We start from the raw sequence: 16,364 nt of genomic DNA, 5'->3' as shown, positions 1-16,364 counted from the left end.
ACTATGATAATTTAAACGAGTCAGGTAAAGTGGCCTGACTTAAACAAACTGGTCTCCGATGAACTCGGGGCGATTCAAGTAGGTTTTTTCGCACTTGTTGAGTGTTACAAATAGTAGCTCGAGGTTTTGATTTTTAAATTCTAAAACACCTTCGCGGGCGGTGGATTTTTTATCAAACGAGTGCGCCCCAAATGCTGCGAGTATTTGTTGACGTGTGTAGCGGCTGTGTAATTTGATTGCGTGATTAGGTAGGCACGTTAAATCACTTTCCTGCTGGTGAATGCGGTTTATTAACAGCGTAATCACTTGTGCAAGTTCCTGCTGTAACTCGTTGTGTTTAAGTGCCTGTAAGCTTTGTTCAAGCGTTTTAAAACCTAAACTTGTGCCTGTGTTATCCCAAAAATTGTAATGCGCCATAAGCGCGTACTGTTGGTTTTGTGCTGTTGGCGTAAAGCTAAAGTCGTTATTACATAAATCACGTAAAAAGCATAAGTAGCTGAGCGAGTCGCAGCCGAGTAATTGGGTGTTAATAGCGCGGTAATACGCGGTGTAAATATCGGCTTGCTCGGCAGGGATTTCATCGCCTTTTAACCAGTGCCAGCCACCGAGTTTTTTATCTTTTGGTTTGTATATATCTTCAAGCGTGACTTGTGGGTTTATGCGTAAAAAATTACTGAGCGTAAGCGCATCATTGGTGTGTTGCGAATAGCTATTTATAAGTTGTTGTAAACGGCGTTTAGTGTTTATGGCTTGCTGAATATTTTTTAGTATTGTTTGTTGTGTGCGCTTTTGTAGCTCTATGCGGCAACCCAGTGGTAAATGTGGGAAGTTGTTTTCAACCTCGGTTTTTATTGGTTGGTTGCTTTTACCAATGAGTGCGCGAAACTTACTGGCAAAGTCGTATTCTGGGCGAGCATTGCCTACAAAGTCTAGCACGGTGCAGCACTGTTTTTGGCTGTTGTCGGGCAGGCGTAAACCACGGCCGAGTTGCTGTAAAAACAGCGTTAGGCTTTCAGTCGGGCGTAAAAATAGTAAGGTATCGACCTCTGGAATATCGACACCTTCATTAAAAATATCAACCACGCAAAGTATTTGTATTTCGCCTTGGCGTAGTGCTTGCTGTTTAGCCGCGCGCTCATTGGTGTTTTTGCTGGTGAGTACATCGGCGTTTATGCCTGCTAAGTTAAACTTTTTAGCCATAAATTCTGCGTGTTTTTGGCCTACACAAAATGCCAACGCTTTAATGTTATGAACATTTGTCACTATATCAGCAAGGCTGGATATAATTTTGTTAGCGCGGCTGTTCTCGCCTGTATAAAGGTTACTTAGCTCGGTTATATCGTAACGGCCGCGGCGCCATGTTATTTGGCTTAGGTCGGTATCGTCATCTAATCCAAAGTATTGAAATGGACATAAATGGCGTTGATTTATTGCCTCTGGCAAGCGGATTTCGGCGGCTATTACACCGCAAAAGTCATCGAGTATATTTGCGTCATCTTGTCGCTCTGGTGTAGCGGTTAAGCCAAGTAATATTGTGGGCGCAAAGTGATTTAATATAGCGCGATAACTCGCTGCGCTTACGTGGTGTACTTCGTCTATCACTATGTAGTCGTAGTAATCGTGAGTTAAATTGAGCGATTCAATTTGGCTGTTCAGCGTTTGGATTGATGCAAATAATTGGTTGTAGCGCTGTGGTTTGTAGTTACCTACCCACAGCTCACCAAAGTCGTTATTTTTAAGCACGCCGCGGTAAGCGCTTTGCGCTTGTTTAAGTATTTCTTCGCGGTGGGCTACAAACAAAAAGTGTGCGTTTGGGTTTTTATCGTAAACGGTTTTAAAGTCGAACGCCGATATTATGGTTTTCCCCGTGCCTGTTGCGGCGACCACTAAGTTTTTAAAACGATTATGCACGCTACGTTCAGCGCTTAGTTTTTCTAAAATAGCTAGCTGGTGTGTTTTTGGTGTTATATCAAAATAAAACTGGCTGCTTGATTGCCCAACACCGCGTTGCTCATTAAGAGAGTTTATTAGCTTTTCTTTACATTCAGCTTTGCCTGTAAATAGCTCGAAATCTGGCGATTGCCAGTAGGTTTCAAACGTGCTTTTGGTTTTGGCTATTATGTGTGGGATTTCTTGCGCTGTAATTTTTAAGTTCCACTCTAGGCCGCTGGTAAGAGCCGAATGCGATAAGTTAGACGAACCAATATAACCGGTATGAAAACCTGTATTACGCATAAACAAATATGACTTCGCGTGTAAACGCTCTTGCTGATTGTTGTAGCTAAGCTTTACCTCGGTATTTGGTAGGTTTGCTAAAAATTCAACCGCCCTTGCATCCGTTGCACCCATGTACGAAGTAGTAATTACTTTGAGTTTATTGCCGCTTTTAGTAAACGCTTCAAGCTCATTTTTAAAAATGCGCAGCCCCGTCCATTTTATAAATGAAACAAGCCAGTAAATAGTGTCGGACGATTTGATCTCGCGCTTTAGCTCGGTTTCGAGCGATATACCTGCATTTGCACCGCTAAATAATTCGCTTTGGGTAAGACCTGTTAGCGGAAAAATATCGCTTGAATAATCTTTAAGATTTGCAGCAATGGGGTTTTGGGTATTAAACAACGCGGTGAGTATTCTGCCTTGGCTGTCGATAAGGTTTTCGTTAATTAGCTCGTCATCACGAATATGATCTTTAAGCCAAAGAACAAGGCTATTAGCTAGGCTAATTTGCTCTTGCAAACGCTCGCCCGAGTTGGGAATAGAATTTATGGCATGTTCAACAAGCTTGCCCAAAAAGCGCGAAAGCCATGTTGCGGCCTCTGCCGATTCTAGTTGACGTTCGCCCACATAAAATTGGTCACGATTTAAATTTTGCTCAATTACTTGCGTAATTAACTGCTCGTAAATACCAATTTGCTGCATTAAAACCACTCCCTGTTTGCGTGCAGTTAGTTTACTTAAAAGTGCATTGTAAACAAGCATTAACTCATTATTGAATTGAAGGCTGATGCTTAGGCCACTCCCCCGTGATCACACCCGAAATTGAATTAGTGATGAGTAATAGCAGCGCATGGATGCGCGTTAAGTGATGCTTATACACGGACGTGTTTCATCGCGTTTACGTTCATATCATTAATTTAAATTGAGGAGATAGTGTGATCCTCGGGGCGCCGAGAGATTCCAAAGAGAAGTCGGCGGTTACTTCTCTTTGGTTGCCATCGCCAACGCGATATTTATGAACTGTTTGTATTATTTCAAAAGCTCTGCTTTTAGCGCGAGCAAGCTTCGCGCTTACGCCGAGTTTTAACAGAACACTTTGATATAACCTGTAGACGCGCAACTTGTTGGCGTTTTAAAAGCAGGGCTTTTACGGTGTTAATTTATTAAGTAATGAGAAGCTACGCTTCTAACGTGAGCAAGCTCTACGTCTACAGGTGTTTAGGTGAAATTTGTTGAATAGATTGTACGGAGTTTGAATAATGCGACATGTACCTGTTTTTAAGGTATAACGTAAACATTGTGATTATAGGAACCCATCATGGATGATTTATTAAACCAAGGTTTAAGCCTTTTAGTTATTGTAGGTAGTGTTTATTCCTTATTAGGCGTTTTGTTTCTCAAAATATGGCTTCATCAAAAAATGCAAAACTACCTGTAGATCGTAAAAAGCTTAAACGTGTTGCTGCACAAACTCTTCAAGAGCAAGTGAATGACAAGATTGTTGATGTTATTGGCCTAATATTTTTGGCTGCACTCATCGTTATAATGCCTTTTGCAATTAAAGGGATTGCTGAAATGCTTGCTAGCGGCAAGTTTAATTACTTTTTAATTATTATGATCTTGCTAGGTTTAGCTTATGTAGCAAGAAAGCTTTGGGCTAAATCAAATCACTTAATAAAGTTAAAGCTTGGGCGTGATGCCGAACTTGCTGTTGCCTCTGAACTTATAGAGTTACAGTCTCACGGATACCAAGTATTTCATGATATACAAGCTGATGGTTTTAACATTGATCATTTAGTAGTAGGGCCAAATGGTATTTTTGCTATTGAAACCAAGGGCAGGCACAAGCGAATAAAGGACGATACAAATTACAAAGTTAAATTTGAGAATAATCATTTAGCATTTCCCTCTTGGTTTGAAAGTAAGCCGCTAGAACAAGCCCAAAAGCAGGCTAATTGGGTGAACAAATGGCTACAAGAGGCAACGGGTTTTAACACTCAAGTTTTCCCTGTTTTGTGCTTTCCTGGTTGGTTTGTCGAATTAAAACAGCGCCCACTCTTTCCAATTGTTTCGCATAAACAAATAGTGAAAACGATTCTTTCGATGCGACAAGTAAATTTAAACCAAGAGCAGCAACGTGCGATTTGTTATCAAGTAGTTCAGCGTTCACTGCATGAAAGTAAAGCAATTTAAAAGCCTAGCTTTTTTAGCGTCAGCAAGCTTAACGCCTACGGTAGGAATAGGTTAAAGGCGCTAGGGGTTAGTCTGAATTTATAGCCCGTAGCTCGCGGCTCGTTACCCATAGCTTACTGTCTTCTCATTTACCCTCATTCACTTCTCTTTGTGCATATATGGTTTTAAGTGATTTATTCACAAAGAGGTTATGAAGCGCTGCGCTGAAGAGGTAACGCAAAAGGGACTAGGCGCTTTAAGTTCGCTCCTCGAAGCTCATTACGTCTCTATTTAAATAATATTGCAATTATATTAAATACCGCTAAACTAATCATTAGTTTATTAATGACCGATTAGGTAGTCATTTATGAGATCTGAACAAGCATTAAAGTTGGCGCGCCGCTTGGGTGATTTAATTCGTCAGCATCGTACTTTACTTTATACCCAGAGCACGTTCGCTAAGATGATTGGTGTATCTCGCTCCACGGTACAAAAGCTTGAACAAGGAGAGGTAGTAAAAAGCGATATATTGTTTGAAGCCCTTGTTGTTCTTCAATTGCAAGGCTCATTGCTGGATGAAATTAACGAGCTAGCCGCAGATGTGGGCGGTTATAATGCAAGACAGCGTAAAAGCAATAAAACTCAGGTGATTAACGATGACTTCTGAAGCTTATGTATTTATTGACGGTTTAGAAGAGAGCCCCATAATTTGTGGTTTTTTTAAGTTAAATCCACAAACTGGCCGAGGTGAGTTTAATTATGGTAAAAGTTACCTTGCGCGCTCTGATGCGTTTGCGCCCCTTGGTTGCCAACGCCATCGCCAACGCGACATAGGGAACTAAAAATACAGAGCGCGAGCAAGCTTCGCGCCTACATCGAGTGCTAACAGCAAAGCTTGGTGTAACCTTGTAGACGCACATTGCTTTCGTTTAAAAGCAGGGCTTTTACGGTGTTAATTTTTTAAGTAATGAGAAGCTGCGCTTCTAACGTGAGCAAGCTCAACGTCTTGTATCTACAAGCGCGATATAAAATCGCGCCTACGCACCACATCCACGTCAGCGTAAAATTTAACTTTGTAGGCGCGCATTGGTTCTGTTCAAAAGTGATTATGTCACCACCGAGAAGAGCAGGAGAAGTGACTTACTTATTCCTGTGTTTTCTCCGTGTAGGCGCGTAGCGCCTCTGTGCCCTTTGTGGTGCAATTAACTAGTAGCAGCGGCTTTATATGCCGCGAAAAACTTCATACCAAACGCGAGGTACGCTCCTGTCATTTTGTGCGAGCAAGTTTCGCGCCTACATGTTGGTGCCTTTCTTTATGTAATCTTTGCATCTTTTAGCAAATTAAAGCTGCTGTGTGCGGTTTTAATTATGCGGTTATTTACTTTGGGTAATTTTATTTAAGTTTTAGTAACAATAAACGCAAACTTTTTGCTTGGGGTGTGGTCATAAAAAGAGCTGCTTTTTACAGCTTGTTACAAATAAATAACGCACTGCCTGGTTGCAAAATGAGCGTGTAGCTATTGCTAGCATTATAATGTGGCGCGCTGAGCTTACCAGTGGTTCATTAAATATTAACATTGATAAAATTGTTCTTTTAATTTGCACTGTCTAGTATTAAAGATTGACAGTACACACCCAAACAAAACATAATATTAACATTGGCTACACTTAAAAAGCATTTCACTTAATTGTATTGCGTAAATTGGTTGAAGGAGGGAAGTATTATGAACAAATTACTCATTGCATGCGCTATCACTGCTGCAACTTTGTACGTGTTTAAAAACGATTTGACCGCCTTGGCTCAAAATAATCTACCCAACTCAATAACTAACACCACGGCTGTGCAGCCTGCTCAACCTCTGGTGGTAGATATACAAGCAATGCAAAGTAGCCACGATGTAACTAATAAAGAAGGCACTGCACTTACCGAGCAAATAGTGATTACTCCCCAAGAGGTAGGTGAATATTCTGAACTAGAAGGCGCTGCTCAAATTCAAAGTACGCTTGATTTAGCACAGTCAGAGCAAGCGTTTTTAGATAAAGTGCAAAGCAGCTTTGCTGAAAAGTCGCTATTTTTATACAGCTTTGAGTGTAAGCAAAACGATTGTAATGCAGGCATTGTGGCAACCGACGGCCAACCTAAACACGAAGACATAGCCGGCGTGTTAGCGCATTTATCGGCGTCTGAAGAGTTTGCTAATCACTCTGTGCAATTAGCCGGTGTAGCGGTTAATAACGATGGTATTTTACAATACGATTTAAATATTAAAAACATGCCCCCCGAATAATACTAAGCGTAATAATAGTTAATTATTTTGAGCCGCCAAACTTGGTGCTAGCTGTGTTACAAATACAAAGATGCTAAAAGTACAGCAATGTACAACTAGTTAGTTTTAACAACTAAACAAGGCATTTTTTGTAGCAATAAAACGTTTTCCCACTCTTAAATCCATACTTAAAATAGCTCGCTTAAGTAAGCGCATTAATACAACTCTATATTTTTAAACGACAAAGCGGCCTTGTGGCCGCTTTTTTGTGCTGGTAATTGAGTAATGGCAGTTTTATCTTTAAATAGCGTACTTGCTGCGTTAAAAATTATTTGTATAGAGCAATAATATCAAGCTTATTTGCTCGGCTATTCTTTTGTTTGCATGTTTTTAGCGCGCTCTTCTGCCTCTATTAAGGCTTGTGATTTAGGCGCTTTCTTTTTTTCCTCAATCACGGGCTTTTTATCTGAATTTGGGTCCCAGCTTTCATCTAGCGAAAGGTTTGCAAATGGGTTGCTAGAATTACTTTGCTTGGGCGTACTATCAGGCTCTGGTTGCGCTGGCTTTTCTTGAGCTGGCTGTGGTTCTTGAGCTGTTGATATTGGCGCATCTAACGTGAGTTCGTTATTTGGTTTTGCTGAAACTGTAGATTGTGCAGGCTCTTTACTTGGTTTTAAAGGGGCATCTGGATTGTAGGTACGAATTTCGGGCTCTTTAAAGTCGTGTTCGCTATTTAACGTGGTTTGATCAAGCTCACTGTTTTTATCGGCTGTATGCAGCTGTGCGCTGGTATTAGGCTCATTGATAGGGTTACTAGGCGCAGCCGGTTCGTTTACAAGAGTAGACTCTTGTGGTTTTACTTCTTCAATGGGCTCTGCTTTTGGCTGTTCTACTGCGGCGGCTTTGTGCTTACGCGTGCGCTTAACCGAAGGAGCATCTGGGTTAAACTCTCTTACTTCGGGCTCTGCAAAGCCTTTTGCATTTTGAATACGCGCTAATGTATTTTTTGCGGCAGCTTCAAACTCTGCGGTGTTTGGCTCTGGCGCTACTTTTTTAGGTTCAGGTGCTGGTGCATCTTCTTCTGGTTTAGCTTGTTCTGGCTCAGCCTCTGTGGCTTGCGTATCGGCAGGCAGTGGCTCGTTAATTGCCTCGTTTTTTGGTGCATTAGAGCTTGCAGGCTCTGGCACGCTCGGGGCCGAAACCGTCGGCACAACTGGTTTTGAAAGCTCATCACTTGGGGCTGGAGCCGTTTTGGGTGGTGCTGCTTGCTCTGCGCTTTTGTTGTTATTTTTTGGGGCTGTAGCCGGTGGAGCAACCGGCGGCTCGGGCTTATTTTGTTTAGCGCGGCGTAAACGTATAACCACCATGGCGCCAATTAATACCACAATAAGCAGTAGCAAACTTGGTAACAATAATGAACTTGGTGGCTCAGCAACTGGCGCAGGTATAAGTACAGGTGCGGGTTTGGGCGTTGTATTAACCGTTGCCTGCTCTTTTTTAGGCTCTATTATAGGCGCTGCTTTTGGGGCGGTTTCAGTGGCCACCGGCTGCGCTTGGCTAGTTGTAGGTGTTAACTCGCTGTTATTAGGCGCAAGTTCGGCCTTAGGCGTGCTTGGCGCATCCTTTACTGTATTAATTGGCGCAGTCTCTGGCTCGTTATTTTCTGGGTTTTGCTGGTTTATTTGGTTTGTAGGCTGAGTGCTTGTAGTGGCTTTGCTTGCGCTTTGTTTTATAGCTTTTTCGGCCGCAGTTATTTGCTCAAGCAGTTGTTGTTCTTGCTCGGGGGTAAGGGCAAGTGGTTGTGGCTCTTGTTCAACTACTGGCGGCTCTACAGGTTTTGGTTTTGTTTGTACTTGCTTGGGTTTATTACAGTTTCTTTTAAAATCGCGTGCGGCGCTGCGGTATTTGGCACTGGCTTTATTATTACTGTACTGCTGCATTTCTTGCTTTATTAAAATACACATGGCTTCGTTATAGGCAGCACTTTGGCTACTGTAAAATAAAGCAAAGCAAAAAATAAGTTGAGAGAGTCTAATAATCATAAAACACGGCGCTTAAGTATCAATAGTCTGATTTTAAGCGCAAAATTAAAATATATCTAGGCACTAAGGGCGTGTTGACCTTTGTGGATTGAAAATTTGTTCAATCTAAGGGCGATTAAATCGCGGCGTGAGGTTTGTAACCTAGTGAAATAAGTAAAAACCACCCAACAGCACGCCCTCGTTAATCAATCACCATTAGGCTGCGGTACTCGTCGTAGGCAAATTGGTCGGTCATGCCACTTATGTAATCTTGAATTAGCCTACAGCGATAGTAAAACTCGTAAGCGGCAAAGTGATCGGGCTCTTCTTGCATGGCATCTATGGCGTGCTGATAACTATTTAAGTGCTTTTTAGAGAGCTTTTTAACCAAACGCGATTCGATTAATAATCGTGAGTCGCCATTTAATGCGCGTTTAAAATCGTCGCTGTTAAGTTGTAGCAGTGGTTTATAACAATCGAGCAGGCCGTTAATTATGCGATAGCCTTGTAGTTCGAGTTTTTCTACTTCTTTATGAGAAAACACATGCTTAAGCGCCACCTGTTTAAGGGTTTTAGTAACGGCATGTAAGTGGCTGTTATCTTCTAATAATGCTTGGTTAAAGTCGCCGTGGTAAATAGGCTCAATGTGCTCTATAAAACGCTTAGCGGCGTGGTTTACAAGTGGGTGAAGCAAGGCCACGCGTAGGTAAATAAAAAATTCGCTATTAAAGTTGTAAGGCTGCGCGTTGGCGCGCTCTAGTGCGTAATCTACTGCTTTATCTACAAAATTTAGGTGTTCGGTGTCGTCAATGGTTAGATTTATAAGGGCTTTTTTATATTCACTTTTTAGCTGCTGACAAAGTAGCTCGGTGGTTATTATGTCTTTTTCTACGGCGTCTTCTATGTCGGCTAAGCAATACGAAATATCGTCGGCGGCTTCCATTATGTAACTTGCCGGATGGCGGCAGTATGGCTCTATAACCAGCTCGTTTTGCAGTGCCTCTACAAAGGTTTTTTCGCTGTAGTAGTAACCTACTTTTTTCATTAAGTAGTTTTTATTTTGTGGTATGTCTTTTGGGTTTAATCCCGCGGGGCGGGTGTACTTTAAAATGCCCGCGCTTTGGCAATAAGTTAAGTTTAACCCCAGTAGCGAATGAATTATGCGTATGCCTTGGGCGTTGCCTTCAAAATTACAAATATCGTGCGCTAGATGCTTAAAAATAACCCCTATGCCGGTATTTTGTTCTTGGCAGCGCGCTGGTGTCACACTTGCTAAATTGTTATTAAACCAGTGATTTATGGCAGCTTCGCCAAAATGTCCAAAGGGTGGGTTGCCTATATCGTGCATTAGGCAGGCCATTTCTACTAGGCTTTCTAGTGGGCGCTCTAGCCCTTTTAAGCCAAATTCGGTTTGTTGCTCAAAGCTTAAATTTGCAAAAATACGCTGTACTATAAAACGGCCAACTTGCTGTACTTCTAGTGAGTGAGTTAAGCGCGAGCGCACCGCAGCGTTTCGCTCTAGCGGAAAAACCTGGGTTTTTTGCTGCAACCTACGAATAGCTGCACTGTTAATTATACGACCGCGATCGCTTTCCATCGCCATTTGTAAATTTGCAGTCGTGCGATACATGCGCGCTGGGGTTATTTTTTTACTAAAGTCGATAGTCATCGGAGTCCTTGCTTAGTGGTGACGACTGGCAAAGTAAATGCGCGTTGTCATTCGTTTTAAATACTTACTTGTTAATATATACATCTAGACGAGTTAGGTACAGGTGCTTGTATCATTTAAGGCCTGGCAATTGTATTATAAAGCTATATTTTTCAGTATTTAACGCATTTTAATGTAGGCGAGTATTTGTAATGAAGTATGTATTTTTAAAGGCCATGAAGTTGGCTTTTTTAGTGTTAACCAGCCAAGCGACATATGCGGCAAAAGAGCAAACCGTTGTACTTATATCAATAGATGGCATGCGTTGGGATTATATAGAAAAACACGGCGCGCCTAATTTAAAAGCAATGGCTGCTAAAGGTGTCCGCGCGCAAAAGCTAATGCCTGTTTACCCAACAAAAACGTTTCCTAATCATATTTCTATTATTACAGGGTTGCTGCCGGTAAATCATGGCATTGTAGATAATAACTTTTGTGATAAAGCCCGTAAAAACGAGTGCTACAGCATGGGGAAAGGCATGCGCGATAGCACGTGGGTAAATGGCATTCCACTTTGGAATTTAGCAAAAATGCAGGGGCTAAAGTCGGCTACTTATTTTTGGCCAGAGTCGGATGCGCGCTTTAACGGTATGACGCCCGACTATTACTTTCATTATTCTAAATACAGTGAGTACCAAGGCCGTATTGATCAAATAGTACAGTGGCTAAGCTTACCTAAAGCGCAGCGCCCACGTTTTGTGGCAAGTTATTTTTCACTTGTTGATAGCATGGGCCACGAGTTTGGACCAGACGCACCGCAAACTCGCGATGCGGTAAAACAATTAGATGAACTAATGGGGCAATTACAAACCCGTTTAAGCAAGCTAGAGCAAGAGATTAACCTTGTTATTGTATCCGATCACGGTATGGCGCATGTAAACCCAGAGCAAAGTATTGATGTTTCTACATTGCCTAAAAACGATAATTTTATAGTTAAAAATACCGGCCCGCGTTTACTTATTTATGCAAAGCCTGCTGTAACAAGCGAGCAAATTGCAACTTACAAACAACGTTTGCAACAAGCAGCCAATGGGCGTTATACGGTATTAAACGACGAGCAATTAGCTGGGTATCATTATAATAAAGGCACTCGTGTGGGCGATATTGTTGTGCAAACTAATGCGCCAGCGGTATTTACTAACGAAGGCAAAGCAATGTACTTAGGTACTCATGGCTATGCCTATACCGATGATATGGCGGCTACGTTAATTGCAGTAGGGCCTGCTTTTAAACAAGGGCTAAGCCTTGAAAAGGTAAATAATCTTGATATTTACCCGGTACTTGCCAAAGTAATGGGGCTTAAGCTTTTAAGTAAAGTAGATGGTGACGGTAAAACGTTAATGCCTGCTATAAAACAAAAAATAGTAGTGCATTAATTAGCTGCGCACTTTTAGGCTTTTAGTGACTTAACCTTGAAAGATCAACAAACCTTAAGCCAAATAAAAAAGAGCGCAAATGCGCTCTAAAGGGAAATAATTATAAGTGGGCTAAATACAGCCTGCTTTAAATCACTTACTTAAAGTTAGCAATGCTTGTTTTTGTGTCGGTAACCGTACGAATAGCATACGCTTGGTTAGTTGCACCAAAGGGTAAGCCATTTACGCTCCAATTAGGGTTAGAGAAGTAATCGTACTGCGTTGCGCTACCGTAAACGTGCGGGTAGGCCATAATGCTGGCAAATTCGTTTTGTACGCCGTGGCCCATTCCATCAACATACACACCGCCCGATGTATCGCCTTGTTTACGTGAGTGCGCTAGGCCTTGGTTATGACCAAGTTCGTGTACAAACGTAGTGGCACCACAGTCAATAGCAGTAATAGAGTACATACGGTCGCTCATTGAGCTGTATAAATTACCGTTAGTGCCTTGGCCAACCCAAGCTAAACCACACGAGATTAAACCATTACCCGCACTTTGGCCGGTACCAAGTACGGCAACCATGTCGGCTTTCCAGCTAGTGCGTAAACCATCTATGTAGCTGCTGTTAGTTACAGCATCTAACCAATCTTCAGACGGTGTAATTGCGTAATCGCCTAGGTTTTCTGTGCCCGCTAAACGCAGTGTAATGTCTACCCCATTTTGGCTATAAACCTGGTTACTAAAGGCGATCAGCTGGTTTATTTTAGTGTTTATATTACTCGTAGCTGCGGCCGATTGGTCGGTATATAAAATACCAATATCAATCGCTACTGCCTGTGCTGCACTGGTTGCAAATAGCGCGCTGGCAATGGCTGCCGTCGTGATTAGTTTTTTCATTTTTATATTTCCTTACTTATGTAGTGGTTGGAAGTTTTACTGCTGATTGATTTAGTTTGGTTACTGCGTGTTGGGTTGTTCAGTTTTTTTTGGGGCAAACATATCTATGGTTTTATCTGTTTTTGGTGTGGGTGCATCTACGTGATGCTCTATGTGGTTTTGGTACAAGTCGCGTTTTGCTGCAATCCAGCCATATTTACCTTTACTTTCAAAAACATAATTGCCGCTAGGTGCAGTAAATTGCCCATAAATTGCATCGTTTCCTACGGTCATAACCGTGGTGTGTAGTTGCCCATTGGCACCAATAACTTGGCCAAATATGCTTTTATCGCCATTACTCGCCTCTGATAACGAGGTGATTTCGGCGCTGTAGGTTTCGGCGGTTTGCGGGATTGAAATATCAAACGAGTCGCCAGCTTCAAGGGCTTGTAACGTATTTAGGTCGAACTCTATGTAGGCTTCGTTGTTTAAATCGCTTGGTAGTACGTTGGCGTTGGTAAGTACCGATTTAGCTTTTTCAGATACCTTGTTTATAGCCTCAAACTGGTTTCTTTTCGCTGGTGCCTCAATGGTTTTAGGTTTTACGTTAACGGGATCTTTACTCATATCTATGGGCTGCGGTGCTTTTTATTTGCTGCAAATTGAGAGTCAACGGGCACTATATCCACTGCAACAGGCGCCGTTACCTGCTGAGGTTTTTCGGTATTAAATAGCAGCTTATAAATAGCAAAGGCAGATAGACCAAGGGCAACAATTATTAAAATAGCGCGTTTCATTTGTTTCTCTTACGGGGTTTTTGGTTAACTAATTGTTACGTTTTATATCATCTAGATAATTAGATCAAGTTAGTGGTGGTAGTATAAAAGTGCTAATTATTTACATTGTAAATAATTGTAAATAAACAATTTACCTATAATGGGTTTGATTTATTGAGCTAAAAAGGATGGGTTTTTATAGAGTTTTAGCGGGGTGCAAGTGTAAGCGAATAATTGTTTTTGTTTTTAATTTGGCAATGAAAGGTGTGATCTTTATAGGTAAAAAAAATTTTAAAATAATGAATATTTTTCACGCTTAATAGCGTAAACGCTAATTGCAAAGCGTAAATAGGCAACGTATGTTGTGGGCTTAAAAATCTAAAATTAAGAGGGATTTTATGATGTTTTCCGATCAGCTGCTTAATCGAGCAACCGCAGGGTTGGTGGCTGTTATTATTGGTTTTTCAAGTTCCATTGCGCTTATTTATCAAGTTGTTATAACCCTTGGCGGCACGCCCGATTTAGTCGCAAGCTGGCTTTTAATGCTAGGGCTGGTAATGGGTATAACCACTATTGGGTTGTCGTATTATTATAAAGTGCCCGTTTTAATTGCATGGTCTACCACTGGGGCGGCTTTACTTATTTCCAGCGCGCAGGGCTACCATTTAGGCGAAGCTATTGGTGCATTTATGTTTGCCGCTACATTGGTTTTTGTGTCGGGTGTTACCGGTTGGTTTGAAAAAATAATGAACCGTATACCGAGCGAACTTGCCTGTGCCATGCTGGCAGGCGTATTGGTCACCTTTGGTATAGATGTATTTAATTTTATGAATGAGCTACCACTGGTTATAGGCCTAATGGTGCTTATGTATTTTTTAGGAAAACGTTTTTTTTCGCGTTTTGCCATGCTTAGTGTTTTAGTTGCAGGCGTGCTACTGGCGTGGCAAATGGGGCATATTGATACTGGCGCTATTCATTGGAAAATAAGTGAATTTGCATACATAGCGCCGGTGTTTAACTTGCAAGCGTGTATAAGTATTGGCTTACCACTTTATATAGTAACCATGACCTCACAAAACTTACCGGGTATTGCTGTACTAAAAGCTCATAATTATAAAGCGCCTATCTCGGCTACGCTTAACGTAACTGGTTTTATTAATATTTTAACAGCCCCGTTTGGTACGTACTCTATTAATTTAGCCGCTATTACCGCTGCTATTTGTATGAGCGATGAGGCCGATAAAAGCCCCGATAAACGCTATTGGGCAAGTATTGCAGCAGGCGTATTTTATATTGTTATGGCACTTTGCGCGGCAACGCTTGTTGGTTTAGTGGCAAGTTTACCGCAGGCATTAATTTTAGCCTTAGCGGGTATTGCGTTATTTGGCACCATTGCTAATAGCTTGCAGCAAGCTTTAAGCTCAGCCCAATACACAGAGGCTGCAATAGTTACGTTTTTGGTAACCGCATCTGATTTAACCATGCTCTCGGTGGGCTCTGCGTTTTGGGGAATAATTGCCGGCGTTTGTACGTTGATGATCACCCGTAAAAGTTAAAGAAAAGCGTTAACGAATAGGTTAAAACAGGTAAAAGCGTTGCTTTTAAAACGCCAGCAAGCTGCGCGTCCACAAGGTAATTTACCTCGGTGTTAATTTTATTGGTAGGCGCGAAGCTTGCTCGCGCAAAATAGTGGCTATGACATTTAATAATTGCTTACCTTACAATCAAAAAAGCGGTGTTAAATTTAACACCGCTTTTTTACGTTAAGGCAATAAAGATGTGTTTAAAGCATTGGTTTTAGCACATCATATAAAGCGTTAATGTGATCGTCTCTGTCGTTTAAGGCTGCAATATAACGGTACTTTTCGCCGCCCGCATTTTCAAATATTTCGCGGTTTTCTTCTTCAAGCTCTTCGAGTGTTTCTAAGCAGTCGGCGCTAAAAGCAGGGCTTAAAATTGCAACGTCGGTAATGTTTTCATCAGGTAACGATGCAAGCGTGGCGTCGGTGTATGGCTTTAACCATTCGGCTTTACCAAAGCGGCTTTGAAAAGTGCTAATTACTTTATCTTTATCAAGGCCTAGTTTTTCAACCACTAAACGCGTGGTTTGCAAACATAGGCAGTGGTAAGGGTCGCCTCTATCTAAAAATAGCTTTGGCATACCGTGGTATGAAAAAACTAATTTTTGTGGCATGCCGTTTTTTTCTAAATCTTCACTTATGCTGCTAGCTAATGAATCAATGTAAGCGGTGTTTTTGTGATAACCATTTACAAAGTGTAGCTCTGGCACCCAGCGCCATTTTTGCAATACTCTTGATACGGCATCAAATGTTGAGCCGGTGGTAGGGCTTGAATATTGCGGGTAAAGCGGTAGTACAATTATGCGCGTTAGGCCTTTATCGCGCAGCTCTTCCAGGCCCGCCTCTATTGAAGGGTTACCGTAACGCATGGCCATAACAACTTCGGTATTGGTGTAACCTTGCTCTTGGAGTAGCGCGTTTAGTTTGTCGCGTTGCAGGCGGGTAATATGTGTTAGCGGCGAACCGTTTTCGGTCCAAATGCTTTCGTATAGTTTTGCTGAGCGCTTAGGGCGAATACGCAAAATTATACCGTGCAGTATTATCATCCACACTAAACGTGGAATTTCTACAATGCGCGGATCGGATAAAAATTCACGTAAGTAGGTACGCAGTGCCGCTGGTGTGGGCGCGTCTGGACTGCCTAAGTTGGTAAGTAAAATGCCCGTTTTTTGATTAAAACGTCCGTCGTGGGGATTGTCAGTGACTGCAGAAAATCGCGACACGCTGTGCTCCTTAAAGCAATGTGATACCAATTCGCAATAATACTTGATCATTTTGCGGGGCTAAACGTGTCGCTACCAGCGTTAAAAAACTCTCATTTAGAACAACTAAATAGCGAATTTTTTGCCTAGCTATCTACACGTTTTTCCACCCTCAAAATAAATTAC

General features: G+C 41.8%; 9 protein-coding genes and 3 pseudogenes. 6 read left to right on the top strand and 6 right to left on the bottom strand.

Annotation, left to right across the window (positions count from 1 at the left end):
• Nucleotides 1-78: 78 nt before the first annotated feature.
• Nucleotides 79-2,919, bottom strand: a pseudogene (locus tag MTN96_RS18065) (DUF3427 domain-containing protein); the annotation flags it as partial.
• Nucleotides 2,920-3,621: 702 nt separating this feature from the next.
• On the opposite strand from MTN96_RS18065, the gene MTN96_RS18060 reads away from it, so the two are divergent.
• From MTN96_RS18060 to MTN96_RS18045, 4 genes and pseudogenes are all read left to right on the top strand, one after another.
• A complete protein-coding gene (locus MTN96_RS18060; protein ID WP_248532433.1) occupies nucleotides 3,622-4,410 on the top strand; it encodes a nuclease-related domain-containing protein in 789 nt (262 codons plus the stop codon).
• A 346-nt stretch (nucleotides 4,411-4,756) separates the two neighbouring features.
• Nucleotides 4,757-5,056, top strand: coding sequence for a helix-turn-helix transcriptional regulator (locus MTN96_RS18055; RefSeq protein WP_004589614.1), 300 nt, complete (start codon nucleotides 4,757-4,759; stop codon nucleotides 5,054-5,056).
• Nucleotides 5,046-5,186: pseudogene (locus MTN96_RS18050) on the top strand (type II toxin-antitoxin system HipA family toxin); the annotation flags it as partial. The gene MTN96_RS18055 and the pseudogene MTN96_RS18050, both read left to right, overlap by 11 nt.
• A 927-nt stretch (nucleotides 5,187-6,113) precedes the next feature.
• Complete coding sequence (locus MTN96_RS18045; RefSeq protein WP_248532431.1) at nucleotides 6,114-6,677, top strand: hypothetical protein; 564 nt, start codon at nucleotides 6,114-6,116, stop codon at nucleotides 6,675-6,677.
• A 347-nt stretch (nucleotides 6,678-7,024) separates the two neighbouring features.
• On the opposite strand, the gene MTN96_RS18040 is transcribed toward MTN96_RS18045, so the two are convergent.
• Both MTN96_RS18040 and dgt read right to left on the bottom strand, forming a co-directional pair.
• On the bottom strand, nucleotides 7,025-8,698 hold the full coding sequence (locus tag MTN96_RS18040; RefSeq protein ID WP_248532430.1) for a cell surface protein: 1,674 nt from the start codon (nucleotides 8,696-8,698) through the stop codon (nucleotides 7,025-7,027).
• Nucleotides 8,699-8,879: 181 nt separating this feature from the next.
• A complete protein-coding gene (dgt, locus tag MTN96_RS18035) occupies nucleotides 8,880-10,346 on the bottom strand; it encodes a dGTPase (RefSeq protein ID WP_096042675.1) in 1,467 nt (488 codons plus the stop codon).
• A gap of 191 nt (nucleotides 10,347-10,537) precedes the next feature.
• Here dgt and MTN96_RS18030 point away from each other — a divergent pair, with 191 nt between their 5' ends.
• Nucleotides 10,538-11,761 (top strand): alkaline phosphatase family protein, encoded by a 1,224-nt coding sequence (locus MTN96_RS18030; RefSeq protein ID WP_374275503.1) that lies wholly within the window; start codon nucleotides 10,538-10,540, stop codon nucleotides 11,759-11,761.
• A gap of 136 nt (nucleotides 11,762-11,897) precedes the next feature.
• On the opposite strand, the gene MTN96_RS18025 is transcribed toward MTN96_RS18030, so the two are convergent.
• Both MTN96_RS18025 and MTN96_RS18020 read right to left on the bottom strand, forming a co-directional pair.
• Nucleotides 11,898-12,641, bottom strand: coding sequence for a zinc-dependent metalloprotease family protein (locus MTN96_RS18025; protein WP_096042677.1), 744 nt, complete (start codon nucleotides 12,639-12,641; stop codon nucleotides 11,898-11,900).
• A gap of 60 nt (nucleotides 12,642-12,701) precedes the next feature.
• A pseudogene (locus tag MTN96_RS18020) lies at nucleotides 12,702-13,417 on the bottom strand (hypothetical protein).
• 377 nt (nucleotides 13,418-13,794) lie between these two features.
• Here MTN96_RS18020 and MTN96_RS18015 point away from each other — a divergent pair.
• On the top strand, nucleotides 13,795-14,952 hold the full coding sequence (locus MTN96_RS18015) for a benzoate/H(+) symporter BenE family transporter (protein WP_096042678.1): 1,158 nt from the start codon (nucleotides 13,795-13,797) through the stop codon (nucleotides 14,950-14,952).
• A 227-nt stretch (nucleotides 14,953-15,179) separates the two neighbouring features.
• Here the strand turns inward: MTN96_RS18015 and hemH are convergent, their stop codons facing one another.
• Nucleotides 15,180-16,199, bottom strand: a complete 1,020-nt coding sequence (gene hemH, locus MTN96_RS18010; RefSeq protein ID WP_004589664.1) for a ferrochelatase — start codon at nucleotides 16,197-16,199, stop codon at nucleotides 15,180-15,182.
• Nucleotides 16,200-16,364 lie beyond the last annotated feature (165 nt).

The organism is Pseudoalteromonas sp. 2CM28B (genome assembly GCF_023161935.1).
Note: the sequence above shows the minus strand (reverse complement) of the source record. Positions and strands in the feature narration are given on the sequence as shown.